This window comes from Enterococcus sp. NPDC086594 (genome assembly GCF_044746145.1).
Lineage (GTDB): Bacteria > Bacillota > Bacilli > Lactobacillales > Enterococcaceae > Enterococcus_D > Enterococcus_D entomosocium.
On the sequence record NZ_JBIVBP010000006.1, the window covers coordinates 185,807 to 206,303 of the forward strand.

Annotated in this window: 15 protein-coding genes; 13 read left to right on the forward strand and 2 right to left on the reverse strand. The window is 42.7% G+C overall.

Translation table 11 applies throughout. The features are described 5' to 3' along the window. Nucleotides 1–94: 94 nt before the first annotated feature. Nucleotides 95–1,582, reverse strand: a complete 1,488-nt coding sequence (locus ACIPK1_RS11135) for a helix-turn-helix domain-containing protein (RefSeq protein WP_400450871.1) — start codon at nt 1,580–1,582, stop codon at nt 95–97. A gap of 486 nt (nt 1,583–2,068) precedes the next feature. Here ACIPK1_RS11135 and ACIPK1_RS11140 point away from each other — a divergent pair, with 486 nt between their 5' ends. From ACIPK1_RS11140 to ACIPK1_RS11190, 11 genes are all read left to right on the forward strand, one after another. Next, nucleotides 2,069–2,464, forward strand: a complete 396-nt coding sequence (locus ACIPK1_RS11140; RefSeq protein ID WP_008377999.1) for a DUF7006 family protein — start codon at nt 2,069–2,071, stop codon at nt 2,462–2,464. Between the two features lie 379 nt (nt 2,465–2,843). After that, on the forward strand, nt 2,844–3,059 hold the full coding sequence (locus tag ACIPK1_RS11145) for a hypothetical protein (RefSeq protein WP_260661331.1): 216 nt from the start codon (nt 2,844–2,846) through the stop codon (nt 3,057–3,059). Between the two features lie 1,192 nt (nt 3,060–4,251). Further along, entirely contained in the window at nt 4,252–4,620 is a 369-nt protein-coding gene (locus ACIPK1_RS11150; RefSeq protein ID WP_144330652.1) for an LPXTG cell wall anchor domain-containing protein, read from the forward strand. Nucleotides 4,621–4,632: 12 nt separating this feature from the next. Then, nucleotides 4,633–5,457 carry a WxL domain-containing protein gene (locus ACIPK1_RS11155; RefSeq protein WP_144330653.1) on the forward strand — a complete coding sequence of 275 codons (825 nt, stop codon included), beginning with the start codon at nt 4,633–4,635 and terminating at the stop codon, nt 5,455–5,457. 23 nt (nt 5,458–5,480) lie between these two features. Further along, nucleotides 5,481–6,374, forward strand: a complete 894-nt coding sequence (locus ACIPK1_RS11160) for a WxL domain-containing protein (protein WP_400450872.1) — start codon at nt 5,481–5,483, stop codon at nt 6,372–6,374. A gap of 89 nt (nt 6,375–6,463) precedes the next feature. After that, nucleotides 6,464–7,528 (forward strand): DUF916 and DUF3324 domain-containing protein, encoded by a 1,065-nt coding sequence (locus tag ACIPK1_RS11165; RefSeq protein WP_400450874.1) that lies wholly within the window; start codon nt 6,464–6,466, stop codon nt 7,526–7,528. Nucleotides 7,529–8,031: 503 nt separating this feature from the next. Continuing rightward, nucleotides 8,032–12,726 carry a pectate lyase-like adhesive domain-containing protein gene (locus ACIPK1_RS11170; RefSeq protein ID WP_400450876.1) on the forward strand — a complete coding sequence of 1,565 codons (4,695 nt, stop codon included), beginning with the start codon at nt 8,032–8,034 and terminating at the stop codon, nt 12,724–12,726. Between the two features lie 123 nt (nt 12,727–12,849). After that, a complete protein-coding gene (locus ACIPK1_RS11175; protein WP_400450878.1) occupies nt 12,850–14,268 on the forward strand; it encodes an HTH domain-containing protein in 1,419 nt (472 codons plus the stop codon). Between the two features lie 76 nt (nt 14,269–14,344). Beyond that, a complete protein-coding gene (gene lepB / locus ACIPK1_RS11180) occupies nt 14,345–14,824 on the forward strand; it encodes a signal peptidase I (RefSeq protein WP_400450880.1) in 480 nt (159 codons plus the stop codon). Nucleotides 14,825–14,897: 73 nt separating this feature from the next. After that, on the forward strand, nt 14,898–15,662 hold the full coding sequence (locus tag ACIPK1_RS11185; protein ID WP_400450882.1) for a hypothetical protein: 765 nt from the start codon (nt 14,898–14,900) through the stop codon (nt 15,660–15,662). Between the two features lie 47 nt (nt 15,663–15,709). Beyond that, nucleotides 15,710–16,873 (forward strand): hypothetical protein, encoded by a 1,164-nt coding sequence (locus ACIPK1_RS11190; RefSeq protein ID WP_016611270.1) that lies wholly within the window; start codon nt 15,710–15,712, stop codon nt 16,871–16,873. 54 nt (nt 16,874–16,927) lie between these two features. On the opposite strand, the gene ACIPK1_RS11195 is transcribed toward ACIPK1_RS11190, so the two are convergent. Continuing rightward, the gene (locus ACIPK1_RS11195) at nt 16,928–17,377 is read right to left on the reverse strand and encodes a MerR family transcriptional regulator (protein WP_008378019.1); all 450 of its coding nucleotides are present in this window, start codon (nt 17,375–17,377) and stop codon (nt 16,928–16,930) included. Nucleotides 17,378–17,466: 89 nt separating this feature from the next. Here ACIPK1_RS11195 and ACIPK1_RS11200 point away from each other — a divergent pair, with 89 nt between their 5' ends. Together ACIPK1_RS11200 and ACIPK1_RS11205 are read left to right on the forward strand one after the other, a co-directional pair. Further along, entirely contained in the window at nt 17,467–18,516 is a 1,050-nt protein-coding gene (locus ACIPK1_RS11200; protein ID WP_260605115.1) for an alcohol dehydrogenase catalytic domain-containing protein, read from the forward strand. A gap of 428 nt (nt 18,517–18,944) precedes the next feature. After that, a complete protein-coding gene (locus ACIPK1_RS11205) occupies nt 18,945–20,423 on the forward strand; it encodes a helix-turn-helix domain-containing protein (protein ID WP_086372631.1) in 1,479 nt (492 codons plus the stop codon). Nucleotides 20,424–20,497 lie beyond the last annotated feature (74 nt).

The window sequence follows — 20,497 nt, forward strand, 5'->3', positions numbered from 1 at the left end:
ACCACTCGTTGGGTAAGAATGGTTTTTATAAAATAACACTTCGAAATGCTTTGTGACCGTAATGATTCCACAAGATAGTGTCTAGCAAGTTGACTTACGCATTGTCCAACACAACCAGACGCAAGATTCGTGGATTGATTTGATTAAGTAATCGATTCCAATCTGTCGCATCTGGAAAAGATTTTAGAAGAACGCATTCTACTTCCAGTAAGTATTCTGTCGTATACTCCGAATAATTGGTGACTAATAGATCAATTTGCTTTTCTTTTAAATAGGTTGGAGAGAGTTCACTGGCATTAGGATAATACAATGTATGGAAGCGACCCAAATATTTTCGCACGATACTTTCGGCATATTCACAAACATATTCGTTTCCTTCAAAAATCACGGCGATCGTCCGTTGTGATCCCCAATTTTCTTCTTTGATCGCTTCCATATGAATCGTTAAGCTGGCACAGAAATCGTCAAGATAGGAGGATGAATACAGCTTTTTGACTAGCTTGTGTTTTGCCAAAAATGCATAGTTTCTCTTATATTCGTAGGAAAACTTCTCTTTGACGAATTGCGTAAGATCGTCAATATTGACATTCATGATGGGCGAGAGCATATCGCGTATTTTCACAATCGTAAAAAATGATTCTAACCAGTGTAAATCTTTTTGTTCATCATAGGAATTGCCTTGATTTAGGGCATAGAAATCTTTTGTCACTTGTTGGATTTCAGGCCAGCGATTATACTTTCGGCAAAATTCTTCGATCGAAGGATGATTGATTTTTCGGCGACAGATGAGACAAAGTAACAAATAAATGATTTCGTCCTCTGGCAGATGGTAATGAAAATAGGAATAAAGGATCTCTCTTAACGTATCTGGAGCAATCAATGAATGATAAGCATAAAAGATGTCCTTTAGTTCAGGTGAAAGTTCGACTTGTAACCCTTTCTTGCTGCGTTCCAGTGTAATGTAGAGAATATAGGAAAAGTAAGAAAAAGTAGAAGCCGGTTGCTTTTTTGAATGCAAAAGATTGGTAATCTCAATGACAGCATCTTGGACATCCAGCGATGGGAAAATCGTATTGACATTGATATCTGACTCATAATAAAACAGACAAAAAAAGCGGCGAATATCGATTTCGGAACCTATCAATGTGACAGGATTTGTTGATAGACGAAGATTGAAGGGCTTTAATAATCCGTTCATTTTTTTTAAGTAACTGAGCAATGCTTGTTCAGAAAGATTAAGGGTCAAGCTCCAATCCAGAGCAGATTGTAATTCATCAAAAAAAATACTCTCCAAAATCATAAAAAATGGCTCGTCTTTAACTAAATTTTGTTTTTGTTTGATATACCCCTCGGGATCAAGTTCTTCAAATAAATACCCAAACTTAGAGGAATAGATTTCGATCGCGTCATTAAAATGTTCACGAATCATGGCAATATCCGCAATGATCGTACGGGTACTGCTTTTTGTTACTTCTGATAAATCGCCCAATGTTGCAGATGGATTCTTCTCAAATTCATTTAATAATTGCAATCGTCGGATTAAAGAACGATTTTTGATAAATTTTAGCTGAAAATTTTTCATAGTTGCCCCCGTTGAATTTAAAAAAGAATTAAACACATTATAAACAATTGGTTAAAAAACTTCAATTTTTATGTTTAATTTTATTATATTTGACTAAATATCCCATTTTTATTATTCTGGTGGATGTAAACGTTTGAAACTAATTGATACAATGTAGGTTTTTTCACCGACAGGTGAAAATTGCTATTTTTTTTTAAGGATATTTGACGCTATAGTGAGACCATAGTCCGATGCTTAGGAGTATTTGTTTTTTCTCAAGAGGAAACCTGTGAACTGTTGGTTGGATCAAAAGGGAGAAAATAAACAGTAAATGTAACTAGCAAATGAGTGAATGTGCCATCAATACCTAGAAATGCAGTGTGCTTGAGGGTATCCACGAATGAGAGAGAAAGAAAATAGAAGACATTGATTGGTTGAAGAACATCTACGGTTACCAGAAAGTGTAAACTGGAAACGAACATGCAGATAGATTACGAGGAGGCTAATATGCTGGCAGAAAAGATAGCGGGAGCAGAAGAATATTTGGCGCATTTTCAAACAGAGCTAGAAAAACAAGGGGTGTTACGCTTTTTTCCTAAAATAAATGCCTTTTATCATCGGTTAGCAAAAGAGTTTTTAACGATTTTTCATAGCAAGGAAGAAAACCTGTTTGTTCAGTGGGGCCACTTATTGGCGATTGATGCACAATTGCAAATATTGATGGAAATCAGCAACAATCGCAAAGAGGGATTGCTAGATGACCTTGGGATGAGTGAGGAAGAAGTCATTGAAATGATAGAAAATGACCATAAGTATTTTTACCGTGAGATCACGGGGGCAAAGTTAACGCAAAAACCCAAAATGGGCTTGATTTATTTGAGTGAACACTTAGCGGAGTCCTGAAGTTTTATGTCTAATACGTCGAGTAGACTTGAGATTTAGGAAAAAAATTGAGATAAATGGGAAACGATGATGTTCAATAGACTATTGGGGAAGTTTTATAGATAGTTTTTTGGAGAAATAAATGGAGAGTAGTAGTGGGGCTAAAAGGATGATTTTCAGGTGGAACGTACCCTTGAGAATGACAGAGAGCAGATGGACTACTCAAACAACGCAGTGGGGAAGGCAATTGGTTGGTCTTCCTTGCTTGAGTAAGAGTTGTTTTTAAGAAACAACAGATTGACCGCTAAAGTCAACGACAAAGACGAATGTTTTTTGCTCTTCATTAAAATAATTACTGTGTAAGACGTGAAAAAAAGCAAAAAGCGCTTGAAGGTAGGACATGAACGGAATGAAACTTTTTATTATTTTTGCCTCCTTGTCGGTAGGCATATCGGTGGCACAATACGGCATGTATGATTTCTTCCCAGCATATCTGCAATCCTTCGCAGCTGGCTTCAATTGGGGCAAACCATTCTTTTGCTTGGCTATTTCTTTCTGCTGGTTATGTATTTTTGGGTCCAGCGTGGCAGAACAAGGAAATAGAAGCAATCTTTAGGAGAATGATCAAGAATTAAACAGCAATGATCAGCAAAGAAGCGTTTTTTCATAGGAAGAAATCGCTTGTTTGTAAGCAAAAGTATACATAAATAGTACGACCGAGACGAGCCTTTCGCGGGCTCTTACTTAACATAAACAAATCTGCAGCAAACGTTTGCTTCTTTTGGTGAAACCAAGAAGGGATCGTTTGCTGTTTTTTTGTGCTAACAAATAGGCCTGTTTTCAAATATCCAGTGGAGAGCTTTTTTCAAGGAAATGAAAAATTCTTAAGGGGGAGGCTGGAAGAATCGATTCGTTCTGTAAATAGTAATCAAAAAATGGATGACCGAAGAACTACATACGAGAGAGTCAATAAAATGCTTCATGGAGGAATGGCTGATTTAACCAAGCGGCATTTCAAGGGAGTACCGAAGGATATTAGATAGAGAAGATAAAGCAATGGACAGAGACGCCAAAGTTTTTAGCGCTGCAATAGCTATTGGAGTATGCGTTGGTTTGGCTGCATCTGTATTGGCAACAACAGAGTACCGGGAAAGGGCTGGATAAGTGAAAATGAATGGGAAAGGTGGCGGTCCGAAAGAAGAACCATAGCTGATGATCCGCCAATCGTCGAGGAACCACCCAACTGTTTTCCGTGGAGAAATACCAAACGAGCAGGAGATGACCACTGACAGGCATGCTTCATGTTCTTGTCAGTTTAGTGATTCTAAGAAAAACAACATAAAAGAAAGAATACCTGACAAACGTAGCTTGGGGGATCAGATGAAAAGAGAGGAACGTTCTTAATAAGGATAGTCCCCCCCTCTTTTTTTACCGTTATTTTATTGTGGCTTTTATAGAATGGAGAACTGCAAGTGCTTTGGAGATTGATATATGATTTTTCTATGGTAACAAGCACTTTGGTAGATGTTAAGGATTTCTCACTTTAGCCATATCCTATGTTGAATAATTTATTTAAAACGGGGGTTTGTTTTTTTATTTAGGCATAGATTTCATCAGCCAGTGAATTTATTGATTTTTCCCGCATCACAAAGATAGCTATAATGAAGTATATCGAGGATAAAAACCAGCGTTTTTGGAAGCCAACTGAAACAAAGATCAATCGACTTTGTTCAAGGTTACCGTCTAAGTAAAGGTGTCTAAAAAAGGGTGGTTTTTAGGCTTGATGATGTCAAAAAGGGGGAGGGAGAATGAAAAGAGCGAGGGGGAATTTTTGGGTCAAGCTGATGATCTTCGCGGCTTTTTTTCAAGTGATCAGTGCTTCGACGATTTTAGTTTCGGCACAAGAGGAGCGTTCCGTCGATACAGAAGGCTCAGTCCAGTTCACGGGTGTCTATGAACCAGACAAACCAGAACCTTCACCACCGAGCGGACCGACACAACCTGGCGGGGATGGGGGACGTTTGCCGCAGACAAATACCCGAAAAAGTTCCAGTGCCACAGCACTCGGATCATTGCTGCTATTGATCGCTGGCTATTCAACAGTGAAGAAGACACGCAGGTACCAAAAAGAGCGAACAACCTCAAGAACACAAGAAAAGTTGAGTAATAGAGAATAAGGGAATGATCTTATGAGATTTTTGCGATTTGCAACGAGCACCGTACTTGCCGCAACCCTTTTGACTGGTGGGATCCAAGGGACCGCCGCTGAAGTAAGAGTCGCTGAAACCGATGGGCAAGTCAGTTTTGTGCCCAATGATCGAGACCCGACGGAAGTGTTACCGCCTGATCCAGGCCCCGATGGCCCCGAGGTGGAGATACCACCGATCGGACCAGATGGACAAACAGGACCATTGACGATCGCTTATGCGCCGACTTTGGATTTTGGTACCCAAGAAATCTCCAACCGAGATGCCGTCTATTCGATGGTGGCAGAAAAGCAACAATTAGCGGATACCCAAGGGGAAGAAAACCAAGTACCGTATGTTTCCTTCGCCCAAGTACAAGATACCCGTGGGTCAAATGCTGGCTGGCGTTTGACTGTAGCACTAAGTGCGTTTGAATCAGGGACGCAACACAACGAACTGCGAGGGGCACAAATCATCTTTGCCTCACGAGAAGTTGACTACAATAGCCACAATCAAGAAAACGCACCGGACGCACATGAAGCCGGCTTGCGTTTGGATGCCAATGGTTCAGCACAAGCTGTTCTGACTGCTGATGCCGGCAAAGGAGCAGGCACATCATCCGTCGTTTGGGGCTACCAAGATGAATTGAATGCGCAGTTCCAAGCCCAGGCACCGGTGGTTCGCAATGAGGCGATCCAATTGTTTGTCCCGGGAGCGACTGCTAAAGATGCAGCCTTGTATGTGGCGACTTTGACGTGGCAATTGACGACCACTACCTCGCAATCAGGAGAAACAGTTCCAACGGCGCAAGCCGATGAAACAAACTAAAAGAAAAGAAAGAAGGAATAAAAATGAAATGGATTCGATTAGCAACAGTCGCAACACTGACCTCTACGATCTTCGCAGGCGGTGTACAAGCAGTAGCAAATGATGAACCAAGGACACCACTTTTTGAAGTAGAGACACCAAATGAGGTTACCTTTACCGAAGGGGAAGAAGACGTGGATGACGTTGAAAACCCACTTGAATACCCACCCGTTATCATTGATCCGCTTCCAGTAAAAGGCCCATTAACGATCGTTTACGTGCCAGAAAAATTCGATTTTGGTCAACAAGCTATTACTTCATCTGCAGCTGAATATTCTTTGATTGCTGAAATGCAAAACGTAGATGAAGAGCATCCTCTTGCAATTGATAATAACCTTACAGGCGAAGTTCCTTACGTTTCCTTGGCACAGGTCAGTGATACACGAGGAAACAGTGCGGCAGATTGGACATTAAGTCTTGCTTTGACAGAGTTTGTCGGTCGAGATACAGGGGATATCCTTTATGGCGCCCAACTTCACTTTATTAATCCGCAGATCAAACACAATGATGGTACCGGGCCTGCTGAAGAAGCGCCTGTAGCACCAGTAACTGAAACTGGTGGCGATCGTGTGATTTTAAATGCTAATACGGATTTAGCATCGAGCATTCCAGTCATGACCGCAGGACCCAACCAAGGACAAGGACGCTCCTCTGTCTTCTGGGGAGACCAAGACAAAATGATGGATCAGTATGAGGATGATGATTTTACCGGAACGATACTGAATGATCGTATTCAGCTGCATCTTCCATCAGCTGCGACGCCGCAACAAGACACCTATACAGCAGCCTTGACTTGGATACTAGCTACCACAGTTAGTGTAGATGGTGAAAATGGTGGTAATGGCGGCGATGGAGACGAGAACGTTTTAAATCCATAAGGATAATCTTCAAAGCAACGCAACAATAAAGTGAAACAACTGGCAGGAGTAGACCGTTATTCCTGCCTTTTTTGGAAGGAGAAACAACAGTGATTGAACAACCAACAAACCAACGCTGGCTGCGGCTTTTGACTGCAATGATCGTGCTATGCTCATTGATTGCTTGGCCGACACCAGTACGAGCAATTGATGACATTGAATCAGAGTTGAATTTTTTTGTAACCCCGATATTCCCTGACAGTCAGATCGAAGGCGGTGCTAGCGGTTATTTTGATCTGAATTTAGGCGCAGGGGAACAAGAGGAATTGCAGTTACGCATCCAAAATACATCGGAAGAAACCATTGATGTCGAAGTATCGGCTCATACTGCCTTCACCAACGTCAACGGAGTAGTAGAATATGGTCGTGATGCCGAAGCTCCTGACCCGACATTGCCTGCCTCGATTGCCGAATTGATTGAAACACCTGGGGTCATCACTTTAGAAGCCCAAGAAGAACGGATCCTTACACTTCCTCTGACGATGCCTGAGGAAGAATTTGATGGGGTACTGGCAGGATCGATCCGAGTTGAAGAGGTTCGCGATACTGCGGCAGCGGAGTCAGAAACAGAAGGCATCGGGATTCGTAATGAGTTTGCCTTTATTTTAGGAGTCGTCGTAAGCAATAACCGCTCGTCAACGGATCCGGGACTTGAATTGCTGGACGTTTTTGCCAGTCAAGTCAATTATCGGAACGTGATCAGTGCCAAGATTCAAAATTACACACCGACTTTCGTCAACCACATAGAAATTGATGCTGAGGTTCGTGCCAGCGGCAGCGACACCGTCTTGTATGAAACCCAGCGCACAAGCATGCAGATGGCACCAAATTCGCAGATGGATTTTCCGATCCCGCTAAATGGCGAGCGTTTCCGTCCGGGAGACTATGTCCTGACTATGACGGCCCGTTCACAAGGGGAGGAATGGCATTGGGAAGAGCCCTTCACGATTGCGGCTGCTGATGCGAGACGTTTAAATGAGGAAGACGTGACATTGGAACCAGAAACCAATTGGTGGCTGATTGGCGGAATCGCCGCACTTGTTTTGTTATTGATCATCGTTGTTGTTTTAATCATTAACAAGAAAAAAAAGGCTAATGAAAATAGTGAGCAATAGAAGGAACACACAGAAAAACTAGCTGTCATAAAAGCATGCTATTTAATTTCTGGACTTGCTTAATCGAGCTTGTTTTACTTCATGATTACAGACCACGTGATAGCCCCGATGTTCGGCTGTTCTTCTTTATAGTGTCTGTCGAGAAGAAATAGCGCTGTTGGTGCTTATTCCTTGCAAAATAAAACATGCAAATGGAAAAGCTATACATTTTACTACTATTGTTGAAAATGAGCCAATGAACGCGCTCTTATCATCGGTAAATAGAACCGGTAAGAAGGCTGAAAGAGAGGAGAGATAGGTCAACTATTGACCTTCTTTCCTTTTGACTTGATTCTTCGATTACATGACGCAGCATATGTCAGGAACCATATAGGGACAATCGATTCATGTGGTTAGTTGCTTTTTTTGAACTTTTTTCTATTGATTTGTCCATAATATTTGTATTTAAGAAAGTAGAGAATATGTAAATGAAAAAGAAAACACTTAAATTAGTGCTTTCAATCATGATTGGACTGTTCAGTATTCAAATGTTTTTTCCGTCTCTTAAAGCGTTCTTTTTTGAGCCACTTCATGCGTGGCAAGGGGGAGAAGACACGTTAGCAGATGAAATTGAGAGACGTTCTTCTGAAACTGAGCCCAGCTTTCAATTTTCAGAAACAATGATCGACGGGATTGTTGGGGAAGAAATCACAATCGATTTGGTAACAAATGAACCTGTCCAAGAAATCATGATTGTCCTACCTTATGAAGCTAGTATCTCAACGGATAATCTTTCAGAAGGAACCGATGTATTTGAGAAAGAAGAAAACTACTGGCAGATTGTCACAGATAAGGAACAAAACTACTTTACCCTGATACTTCTGTTTGGAAAGGCGGGGACTTATGAACTTCACGATACATCTGAGGGATTATCTGTAGTCATTGAAGAAATGGTTGATGGTCAAGCTGATGCGGCGAATATAGATGCTCTTGATCTAATGAACTCAAGCGAGACCGCAGAGGTTGCGAACTGGCAGGAGTTTGTGAATGCGATGACCGATCGAACGATCAACCATATTTATCTAACAGATAGCTTTGAATCTAGTGATAATCCTTCAGCAGGCATAAGTGGACTTAATAGTAACTCGTCTACTACGAATCCATCCGCATCCATTTCTTATTTGTGGATCAATGCACAAGCCTCCTCTCGAACACTAATTGTCGATGGAAATGACCATCACATTGATTTTCGTTCTGTCGCGTTAGGATTTGATGATGTATCGGTTAACGCTGTATCGCCATGGAACATCACGTTTCAAAATGTGGATATTTACCATGGGAGTGAACTGGGGCCGGTTACCTATACTAATCTGAATCCTACAAATCAATCACAAGCAAGGTTGCGTTACCACAATATGAACAATGTGGGAAATCAACTGCTGTATGGGCTGTCGTCAACATTGATTTTATCCGGGAATGTGACGTCACATCAAACCCCTTCCTATAACCTAGGGAATCGAGTCCAAACGATTTCAGCTGGCACGATACATGCAAATTTTGAAATCAATCAGTTAGAGATTGATGCTGGTGCAACAGTGGAACTGTCGACGATCAGCTCCGGTAATATTGATTTTCATGGGTCAAATCAGCGGCTAGTAATAGGAGATGGGGCGAAGTTGACCCTGACAGCGAATGGCACTGATGGGGAAGCGCAAGGTGCCAATATTTTGTTTCGATCAGCAGGGAATCTAACGGTTGGCAAAAAAGCTGAACTTCATTTAAATACGCAAAGAAATTCGCCCGCAATTTCGACGATTATGGGAATTATCAATGAAACCAACATCACTTTGTTAGAGGACAGTACAGTTTCTATTAAGAACGATGGTCGTACGACTTTCGGTGCAGGAGATGGTCAGAATATTATTATGATGCCTTGGGGTGGGGGAACCATCGACTTAGGCGCACGCAGTACCCTTAGAATTGACGCAACCAATCAAGGAATTTCCGATAGCGACGTGATTCACTTTTGGCGAGGTGGAACAATTAATGTAGGGAAAGACGCTACGTTAGATATTCGCTCTGATAGTACTTCTCCGACACAATACTTGATTGCTTCGACAAATGCCTTGGCGACTGATCCGCTTAATATTCATTTTTCAGATGCCAAAAAAGTCAATTTGCAACGAACGAGATCAATTTCAAGTATCTTGCCAACGACTGGGCTTATCAATGCCCCGTTACTCAATAGTATTCGATTGACTACTGGCGCTCAATCGATTCAGCAGTGGAATCATGGTAATCTAGAAGGGCAGTCTACTCACAATTGGCAGTCTATTTTCGATTTGGGTATCACCTATTATTTTACGACCCCAACGATTACCAGTGTCTCTTCTATCTCTGAGGAGATAAGGAATCATTTCAGAAGCAATTTCACTACTCGATCTCAGCGAATACTCTTTGAAGCAATTTCAGATGTTGACTTAACGATCAACGCCCTCACCAGTGATCCCACGAAAGAAAATTCCTATCGGATTACGGGAACGGCAAGTCCGCATAGTTTGATTCGTTTTTCAGGCGATCCTGTGATTCCAGAAGGCAATATTGACGCCCCGCCTACAAGCGGTGAATCGGATTTCTATGTCCGAAACGAAAAGTTTCATGTGCAAGCAGATAAGGATGGAAGGTATTCCTATGAGTTACCGGAAGGGGAGCATTTTACGCCACACAGGCAAGTTGCTGCTTATGCGTTTTTGAATGGGAAATCGAATCGAGCCAAAACAACGGTAGAAGGTGACGAAGCGGATCGAGATTTAGGAAATATTGACTTGATCGAAGGCGAAGTCGTCAGAAAAGATGTGTCCAATTGGCAGGAGTTTGTGCGAGCGATTGCCGATCCAACGATTAATGTTATCGATATTACAGCTGACTTTGAATCTTCGAATAATCCTTCAGCAGGGTTAGAGGATTTGCTTCATATGGAGACCTCTTTCACTACGAATCCCAATGGAGCTAATTCACTCATCGAAATCAATGCCCCTAGAATTTCTAGAAGACTGATTATCGACGGACATTGGAATCAAATTGATTTTCGAGCAGTCTCTATCATACTTCTTGATAATACAGTAGCCCCTGGTACACCTTGGGACATTACGTTTCAGAATATTGAAACCTATCACGGGAATTGGCGAGGACCACTTACATTTTTGGGATTAAGTGAAGAGAATCACCGTCGTTCAATAATGCGGTACCACAATGTCGAAAGCGTTGGCAATCAGTTGTTGTATTCAATATTTACTCACGCCATTCTATCAGGACATGTTTTCAATCATCAAATTCCAACGTATCGTTCAGATTTTAGGGTTCAAGATCTTTACGTTACTGATCAAGCAAATTTTGAAACTCGTTTATTTGAGTTAGATGATAGGGCAGAAGTTGCACTCTCAAGTATTAGAGGAGGGAATTTGTATTCACATGCGTTCAATTCACAAGTCATTCTTGGAAAACACTCCACACTGACACTTAATGCTAATGGAGCTGATGGAAAAGCATATGGGTCAAATATTTACTTTTCTGCTGATAACGGGAACATAAATGTAGGAGAACATGCGACTCTCAACATAGAGACGCAGCAAAGCAATCCTGCTATGTCAGCATCGATTACACATCTTCAAGGGTATCAGCTTAACCTTGAAAAAGATAGCACGGTGACTATTACGAGTGCGGGGCGCGTGTCTGGAGGAAATGGACAAGCGCGTAACACGATGTTTTTCCCTGGCAATAGTCAGATAAATCTTAATGAGCGGAGTACGTTAAAGATTGAAGCTATTGATCAAGGGAATGCAGATACCGACATTATTCATTTTAACTCGCAAACGGTAATTATGCAGGCGGAAATCAATGTTGGAAAAGATGCCGTTTTAGACATTCAATCTGATAGCGCTTCGGCAGCGCATCGCTTAATTGGATGGACCGGGAGTGGAACAAATGTACGGTTTAACATTGACCAAGCGAAACGAGTTAATTTAGAAAAAACAAGTTCTGTCTCGTCTGGGAGCTTGTTGAATATGCACGCTCCGAGTGCATTGATTGCCACTTCGCAATCTGTCCGCCAATGGCGCTATCAAAATACGAGTGAAGACGCGCCTGATTTTTATTGGACACCAATTTATCAAGCGCAGGTGAATTATACGAGTTTAATCCATAACGTTCATAATGTTGTTTCTATGGATCAAGCGACCAGCACGCACTTTTCGAGTAATTTTAGCTCGAATACCCAACGTTTGCTTTTCGGTACATTGAATGATTATGAAGTGGAAGTGCGTATCCATCAACTATCGGATGACCCCACCCAAGAGAACTCTAAGGTGATTACCGGAGAGGCATCACCTCTTAGTTATATCCGCTTTGATCGGGATATGGGGCATCTGCCATCTCCTGATATCGAAGTTGTAATAGGAACAAATGAACAAGAGCATTTTCACGTCCAAACGGATGAAAGTGGCTGGTACCGTTACGAATTACCTGAAAGTGATCGCTTTATTCGCAATGAAATCGTAGCTGCTTATGCTTTCTTGAACGGTAGTCGAGCGAGTGACGCGACTCAGGTTTTATCTGGTGGAGCTGTTTCTCCGAAAGACCCACTTGCGCCTGATCAAGAAGTCGATCCAGAAAATCCCCCTCAACTTCCTGAAAATCAAGGGTTTTTTAGTATCGATTTTATTTCACAATTCGATTTTGGACAAGTACCTATTCGTTCGAGTGAGACTCGATACCCAGCGAATCCTCAACGATTACTCAATGCGTCAGAAGATTCTTTGGCAGGTTTACGACCGAATTATGTTCAGATTTCCGATCGTCGTAATACGTTCACTGGATGGCGCTTGACGGCAAGGTTGGGAGATTATGGATTTGTGAGCGAGGACGATACTCATCGTTTAAGGGGTGCTAGCGTACACTTGGAAAATATTGAAATGGTGACAGCTCAAAACCTCGCAGAAAAAAATTATCCTGAATATGAGTCATTCTTAGAATTACCTCCGGGTCAGACAGTACTTTTGGCAACAGCGGCTAAAGGTAGTGGAGACGGTACTTGGATTCAACGATATGGAAATAGTGAGACCAAGGCGGAAAGTGTCTATTTACATATTCCGATAGGTGCGACGCCGCAAGCAATGAATTATCAAGCAACGATCCACTGGGAACTAAGTGTTGTCCCGTAAATAGAATAGATATATATTAGCTTGTCACAGCAAAGACAGGAGTATATTGAATAAGAAGCAAGCAGAAGCTGCTGGAAGTCGCCTGCAGCTTCTCTTCTTTCGGATGTGTGGGGAGGTGAAACGATGAGAAACAAGCCGTCTTTATTGATGAACAGTTTATTTTCAATGACGTGCAAGCGGCAATTGACGATTTTGCGGCAGTTGGAATGTTGCGGTCCTTTAAGTGGGAAACAGCTGGCACATGCTTGCGGCGCTTCTCGGCGGACGATTATTTCAGACATTGAGGAACTGCGCCAACTCTTTGGGGCTTCGACGATCCTCGCATCTGCCAGCAATGGTTATGAATTGATGATCCAAGAATTGGCAGAGTATCAGGAAAAAAAGCGAGCATTGTTGGCGGATGACCCGAATCTGTTGTTTCTGCATTTCTTGTGTCAGCAAGAAACGGCGATACCGGAAAAACTTGTTGCGATCACCGGATTAGGCAATCAAACCTTTTTGAAACAATGTCGTCAGCTTCAGACCTTGTTCGCTGCTTATGAACTGACCTTGAATAAAAAGCAGTGGTGCCTAGAAGGGGCAGAAGGAAACATACGGTATTTCTATAAAGCCTTTTATTTTGAAGAAGAGGAACAGCCCTACCAAATCTTTGAGCAGCTGGCTGAAACGTTGATACTGCGGTATCGTCCGTCCTTGCCGATCGATCCAGTGGTTTCGTTGCAGTGGACGAAGGTCTTTCTTTTACGGGCGCAACAAGGTGGACGCTTGGAAGAAAATTGGGAAATGGCTGACTTTTGTCGGTTGTTTCTAGAAAAAACGGGTTTTGTCATCGAAGGCTTGGAGGTCTGCAGGTCCTTGTCGCAGCAAGAACGGTGTGTCCTATTGTTTTTGATGATGGCAGATGAAGGGGTACTTTCGTTTTTATTGAAACATCCGTGGGTCGAAGAAACGGTGCCCTTTGATCCAATCGATAGCTTGCGAGAGACGTTTCCTAAGCAAGCAGAGACATTGAGAGAAGATCGCGTATTCGTGCAAGTGACGTTAGCAGTCATGTTACTGGATCGGCTCTTCCATGTGCCACCTCCTTTGCTGCGGGATCGTCAAAAGCCAGAAGTGTCGGGTATTGGAAAGTCTAAGGTACTTTCTAGCGCTGCTTCTCACTATTTGCTGACAATAGGCGAGTCCTATCTAAACAAGCAGCAGTTAAAAAACAAGCAGCTGATGATCACCTATCATTTGAGTGGAAATGAGAAAATCAAAGGCTGGATCAAGCAACGTCTGAGGGATTGGCTGGTTGCACAAGAAGTAGATGTCGTCGTCGAGGCTACGAGTGAGCTGTCGATTTTCACCGCCCGCCAGGTGGTAGTCACTGATCAACCGCTCTTTTTGCTGGAATTGGAACAGCCCATCTATCGGTTGGAACGACCGATTGAGCCAAATTCCATCGAACGCCTCGGCAAGGCGATTTTAGCCGATTTTCTTGGTTCATGTGAAGGCTCTTTTCCTAGTGAAGAGCTTCAAGCAGCGTCTGCCTCTCGCTAAAAGCGGTAGAGCCAACGGTAGAATCAGTCAAAGGCTACGTACGACGTAAAATTATGGTAGAGGAGCAACAGGTATCATGGGTCGATTCCAAAAGCAATTGGCACTTCGTGTGTTGGGAATAAGTTGTCTGCTACTGCTGCTGTTCTTTTTCTTTTCAAACTACAAAATGGCTCGTGTCAGCGGTGAGTCGATGGCCCCCATTATTCAAAACAACGAGTTAGTCGTTATTCAAAGGAATCAGTTGCCGCATCGTTATGATCTCGTCGCTTTTGAGCATGAAGGGCGGCTGATCGTAAAACGAGTGATCGGGGTTCCTGGCGATTCTTATGCGCGCAGTGGCAATCGATTGCTATTGGGTGCATCAGGGTCCTATTATGATTTTTCCTATACCTTTACACTGACGCAAGAAACGGCGAGGGAATTGCCAGTCGGCGGCATCCTGCAGCCAGGAGAGTATTTCGTCGTTGGGGATGCGATCATGCACTCGATCGATAGTCGTGAATTTGGTATGGTGACGAGCGAGGCGCTTCGTGGGGTCGTCTTGAATTTCTTTTAAGGATTCAACGAGGTCAGTCAGCGTGTCTGTTTGAAAATCGAGGCTCAATTATGGACAAAAGATGGAAAGGGGGATGTCCGTGAAGATGGTTTATGTCAGCATACTGCTGCTTTGTTTTGTGGCGATCGGGGTGCTTGCTCAACGGGGATACCTCGAAATCTTTGTTCGAAGACTTGAGCGACGAACAAATATGACGGAGTTGGAAAAAAGAAAACTGGCTTTTTTTAAGCATAAGATTCGTAATGACCATCCGTTAGCGTTACTGATGGTGAGTGGTCTGTTTCTTATGCGTTTGCTGCTTTTGACTTTTACTCAAGTTTCCATACATGCGCAAAGCCGTAGGGTAGCAGAGGAAAGGGAGCAGATGAAACAGGAAATCTTACATTTACAAAAAGAACAGGTGGATGGGATGCAACAATCGTTATCGGTGTACCCGTCTGCGGGGCTCCCTTTTGAAAGCCTTGCTTGGCAGACGCTGCTGATGGCGGATGATCGAGAAACACGTTTTCAGCTAGAAGAAGAATTTGGGGCGCAAGTGACGCCTTTTTTAGGACCGACAGTCGTGCTGATCCATATTGATCAACCGCTGCAAGAAATCACCCTAACGAGTTCAAGTCATTTGGACTCATCTGCGGATTTTCCTGCTTGGGAAGCTAATTTGCAGCGAATCATCGATGATCTATCGCAGGCGCAGGGCGTGAAACGGTGCCATTTCGTGTTGCAAGTAGCAGATACGCCCGATACGTCATTTGAACAAACGATCGTCCGCAATGCTCAGGGACAGTGGCAAGTACTCAACCGAAAAGAGCTTGTCCAAGCTTCAGACACGGGAACTTAGAATGAAACAATCAAAAGAGTTATTGACGAAAGGGAGGGATTCAAGGGATGAGTAAGAAGAAGGGACGTGGGTGGTTTTCTGCTCAGACGCTATTCGACGAAATGAACCAAGTGTCATTGAAAGAATTAAAAGGATTTGAAGAAACGTATGAGAAAGAAAACAGAACCGCTGAGACAGCTGTTGCCAATGGACCGGCGAAAGAAGCCTTCGCCGATACCGCAAAAAAGAAAGCTACTAGCAATGATCAAGAAATGATGGGTACCAGTAGTAAACCCCAAAAAGGCAAAAAACAAGGGCAACGAAGTGGACAGGCGCCGGCACCGTCTCCTTCAGTACAAGCGGAACTAGAGGAACGATTGGAGCCAGAAGGATCGCCTAAGCACTCGACGCAACCCTGGTCCTCAGAAACTGGCATGCCACATCCAGTAAGCAGTAAAGGGAAGAGAAAGCGTAAAAGCACCAAAAAGCGTAATGAAACTGTCAATGCGCCCTTGCCTAGCTATCAAGAAAAACGCTCTTTTGAAGCGTTTACCGCGGAAGCGAACGAGGAGCAGATGGAGCTGGCGCCTGTCTCACCAGCAGATATGAGCTTTGAACAAACCCATCAAGAGTTAGTGTTGGCACGAACGAGAATCACAGAACTTGAAAAGCGGCTCCATGCAGAAACCTTGCATCGCTCACAGTCGGATATCCAGCAAGTGAAAGAAAAAGCGATTTTTGAACGCTTGGATTGGGCAAGAGAAAAACAATGGTATGAAAGCAAAGCCCAAGAACAAAAACAGCTGCTGCTCCAAAAAGAAGAGGTCATCACAAATTTGGCGAACCAACTCGCTGAAAAAGAAGCACAGCTGGAGGAGCAGGATCGAGGCCCTCAGGAAGAAGAAGCCGCTGCGCTTCGCAAAGCGGTCAATGAGCTGCAAAAAGAAAACCAAGAGTTACAAAAAGAAAATCAGCAGTTTCAAGCGGAGATGCGAGAGATCTTGCTGTTTGCTAGAAAGAAAGCAGACCGGACACTTGAAGAAGCGCAGGTTGAAGCAGAACGGATGATCTACAACGCCGAAATGCGCTTGAATATCGCCCATCGTACGGCAAAAGAGATCCTTGATGAAGTGAGCGATACGAAAGAGAACATGAATACTCTCTTTGATTATTTATATGAACAAGTCTATTCACTAGCAGACAAGCAAGTATTTGAAAAGTACCAAGAATAGGTTTGCTTCGGATCACTAGAAGCAGGCAGATAGTCCTGTGAACGTTACATAACGTTAGCGATCTTCGCTTTGAGCGGTGATCGCTTGAAACTTTTCTTTGTTTCTCAACGACATTTTGATTGGGAAATGGATTTGTTCTGTACCGGCTGCGATCGCTGATTCATAATACCAGCACTTATGGTCGATCAACGCCATCGATTGCTGCAAAGCGTCTATCTGCGCTTGCAGCGCTTTTTTTTGTTCAAGAAACATTTTATGGCGTTCTTGCAGCGAGTCATCACCAAGGCGTGTCAATTGTGCATAATCTTTGATCTCTTTAATGGTCATGCCTGTTTCCTTCAGACATTCGATCAATTCCAGCATCTCAATTTCAGTATCTGAAAATAAACGGTAGCCAGATTCTTTGCGCGCTAACGTCGGCAAAAGGCCTTCTTTGTCGTAATAGCGGATGGTTGACGTGGGGATATTTAAGGCTTTCGCAACTTGGGATATCGTATAGGTCATTTTTTTCACTCCTTAACGTTGACTTTAAAGTTAACTTTAATGTTAGTATGACAGTAAGCAAAGGAAAAAGCAATGAGGAGGAAACAGAGATGACAGAAAAAAACATGAAAGCTGCTGTATTAAAAGGACCAGAAACGATCGAGGTCAAACAAGTACCTGTGCCGAAAGTGGAAGAAGGACTGATCGAGATCCAAGTTTCAGCTTGCGGCGTCTGCGGCAGTGACGTGCATATGTGGCAAGCAGGGAAAGGTTGGGGCAAAACAGGGGAGTCCGATTTTATCATGGGTCACGAGTTTTGCGGTGTCGTGACGGATGCAGGCGATAGTTCCTTTAAAATCGGCGATCGCGTCGCTTTTTGGGCAAATCTTTATTGTGGAAAATGTGAGATGTGCCAAAAAGGGCAAGAGCATTTGTGTCGGGAAGTAAACGGCACCAATTATATCGGCTTTGTCTGCAATGGCGCCTATGCCGAACGGTTTGTCGGAAAAGCGTCCAATGCTTATAAATTGCCAGATACAGTTTCAGATACAGCAGCTAGCTTGATTGATCCCTTGATGGTTGCCTATCATGCCATCCGTAAATCCAATATTAAGTTAAATGACAAAGTCTTGGTTTCTGGAAGTGGGATCATCGGGCAATTGATTGGCGAATTGGCAAAAAAAGCTGGGGCTTCTTATGTGGCCATGTCCAAAATCAACGATACAAAAATTGAGAAAGCCAAGGAATTGGGAATCTTTGACGATTACTTTGACGCTAAGGATTCAAACCGCGGGGAAGTATTGAAAGACGCGTCTGCTGGTGGGTTCGATTTGATTTTTGAAGCGGTCGGTTCCAGCAGTTCCTTAGCGACATGCATTGAGGCTGCTCGTCCTGGCGCAACGATCGTGGCGATCGGAAATTCCGTTGCTCCCGAAATTCCTTTTTCATTAAATCGGTTGGTCTTGCAAGAAATCAAGCTCATCGGCAGCGTTTCATGCACCCGCCAAGAGTTTGAAGAAACGATCGATTTGATTGCTAGTGGCATGATCGATCCCACAAAATATATCACGGATGAATACCCATTGGAAAAACTGCAAGAGGCGCTAGAACGCCAAACGTTAGAAGATGATCCGTTGGTCAAAGCGGTTATGAGGTTTTAAATCCGATCCAGAGAAGAATGCCAAATGAAAATCGGGCACCGAGTATTGAACAAACATAGAATGATAGCTGATTCTGCTTAACATCTACGAGGTGTTAAGCTTTTTTATTTGAATCTGCAATAGAAAATCTGTTGCGCACAGGCAAAAGGTTGTGTGTATACATGGGTGTCAGCACTTTTCTTATTTGTCGCGTGTCGCAGTGCTATCATTTGATCCAGGAAAAGAATGGTGCTTGCCTTGCTATGGATTGAAAGAAAGCCCGCAGCAAGTTCAAAAAAGCGAAAGCGAACTTTTCTGACAATGGATGTTTCGTGCCACATCTTATGTTTTTAGAAAGAAGTTCATTTGACGTAGCGAAGAAAGGGGTTTCTGTTGTATGGTAGAATGAATAGAGCCAAGTCAGAAAAGGAAATGAGTGAAGAAATGGCATGAGGGAACTTCAGATGTCTTTTATTACAAGTCCGAGTACAAAGCGTTGGATGCAGATATTAACGATTATTGAACGAGAACAAGTTTTTAAAGTTGGGATTCTTTCTGAGCGATTGGCTATTTCTCAGCGGACATTGGTGAAAGACCTACGCTTGATCAAAGAGCATTTTGGCGAATGTATTGAATTGGTATCAGGTAATAGCGGATTTCATTTCGAAGAACGAAATCGTGTTCTCTTTAAAGAAAAAAAAGAGCAGCTATTAAATCAGGAAGTTTTATTTGAAATCATTGGGAACATTTTTTATGGAGAAGTAGTTGATCTGAATGAATTGGCTTATCGATACAATTATGCGGAAACAACATTACGAAGGTTTATTGCACGTGTGCAACCAGCCTTAAAAGAGTATGGACTTTCTCTAAGTTTCACACCGGTTACTTTGGTAGGCGATGAAGCAAATATTCGTAAATTCTTTTTTGATTTTTACTATGTAGGTGAGCCCACCCCCTATACGATCAGACCACCAGAAGGCCTGCATCATGTAATTCTAAAGGGACTTTCTGATAAATTGGGAAAATATGAAGTAGGTACTGGCTTGACGATCTCGGCTTTTTATTCACTGCTGTATATAACGATTGTACGGGCGCAAAAGGAGCACTATGTTTCGATTCCTGACTGGGCAAAAGAGCTTGTCTATCAAGAAAATGATTTTAAATTGCTAGAGATTCTGAAAGAAGTCATTTTCAAAGAGTATGGGGTATCTTTACCCAAAGAAGAACTTGCTTGGCTTCACTACATGATTATATGTACGCGGACAATCAATCAATACGATCGAGAAAAAACTTTTCTAGCTCGATTTAATTTCTGGCCAGAAGTGAAGCCGATCGTAAAAGCGTATTTTGCTGGTGCCGAATTTAAGGGCTGGGATCAGTCACTGCTAGAAGATTATCTAACCTCCTTTCTGGTGTCTAGAAAACTTAATGAAGTGATTTGTCCATCTTTGAACAAGCGACAAGCTGAAGAAGTCGCCTCAATAAAAACATACCATCGAGAGTCTTACTACAAAAATAAAGCATTTTTGGAAAAGTACAAAGAAGAGTTAGCTTTTGCGACAGAATTTATGGAAGATATTGCTATCAGTTTTACAACGGTAAGTGATTTACTGCGCGACTATTATCAGCCGAAAAAAAATATTTTGTTTCTTATAGAAGGGGACTCAATGGTCGTTCAAATGATTCGATTACAAGCAATTCGGCTCTTTGCAAACAAGTATCAAGTCATTTTTCTTTCATTGCACGAATTAACAGAAGAACGATTAAAAGCGGACCAGAAGGTTTTGATCGTCACAAATTATCGTCCCTATATCCTGGATTATGGTTTGACGGATGATTATATCTTGTTAAGTAGCATACCAACGAAGAAAGATTGGGAGCGTGTGATTTGTCGATTGTATCCTCAAACTAAAGAGTGCCCTCTGTGAAGTGAACCAAGTGAAGCAATAGTGAATGGGAAGTTAGGGAGTATTTTTTCGGACTGTCTTCTGGGAGGAAACTT

Excerpts from the sequence above, each read along its gene's own strand:
- ACIPK1_RS11135 (WP_400450871.1), bottom strand. The coding sequence starts at position 1,582 with ATGAAAAATTTTCAGCTAAAATTTATCAAAAATCGTTCTTTAATCCGA.
- ACIPK1_RS11140 (WP_008377999.1), top strand. The coding sequence starts at position 2,069 with ATGCTGGCAGAAAAGATAGCGGGAGCAGAAGAATATTTGGCGCATTTT.
- ACIPK1_RS11145 (WP_260661331.1), top strand. The coding sequence starts at position 2,844 with ATGAACGGAATGAAACTTTTTATTATTTTTGCCTCCTTGTCGGTAGGC.
- ACIPK1_RS11150 (WP_144330652.1), top strand. The coding sequence starts at position 4,252 with ATGAAAAGAGCGAGGGGGAATTTTTGGGTCAAGCTGATGATCTTCGCG.
- ACIPK1_RS11155 (WP_144330653.1), top strand. The coding sequence starts at position 4,633 with ATGAGATTTTTGCGATTTGCAACGAGCACCGTACTTGCCGCAACCCTT.
- ACIPK1_RS11160 (WP_400450872.1), top strand. The coding sequence starts at position 5,481 with ATGAAATGGATTCGATTAGCAACAGTCGCAACACTGACCTCTACGATC.
- ACIPK1_RS11170 (WP_400450876.1), top strand. The coding sequence starts at position 8,032 with ATGATTGGACTGTTCAGTATTCAAATGTTTTTTCCGTCTCTTAAAGCG.
- ACIPK1_RS11175 (WP_400450878.1), top strand. The coding sequence starts at position 12,850 with ATGAGAAACAAGCCGTCTTTATTGATGAACAGTTTATTTTCAATGACG.
- lepB (WP_400450880.1), top strand. The coding sequence starts at position 14,345 with ATGGGTCGATTCCAAAAGCAATTGGCACTTCGTGTGTTGGGAATAAGT.
- ACIPK1_RS11185 (WP_400450882.1), top strand. The coding sequence starts at position 14,898 with ATGTCCGTGAAGATGGTTTATGTCAGCATACTGCTGCTTTGTTTTGTG.
- ACIPK1_RS11190 (WP_016611270.1), top strand. The coding sequence starts at position 15,710 with ATGAGTAAGAAGAAGGGACGTGGGTGGTTTTCTGCTCAGACGCTATTC.
- ACIPK1_RS11195 (WP_008378019.1), bottom strand. The coding sequence starts at position 17,377 with ATGACCTATACGATATCCCAAGTTGCGAAAGCCTTAAATATCCCCACG.
- ACIPK1_RS11200 (WP_260605115.1), top strand. The coding sequence starts at position 17,467 with ATGACAGAAAAAAACATGAAAGCTGCTGTATTAAAAGGACCAGAAACG.
- ACIPK1_RS11205 (WP_086372631.1), top strand. The coding sequence starts at position 18,945 with ATGAGGGAACTTCAGATGTCTTTTATTACAAGTCCGAGTACAAAGCGT.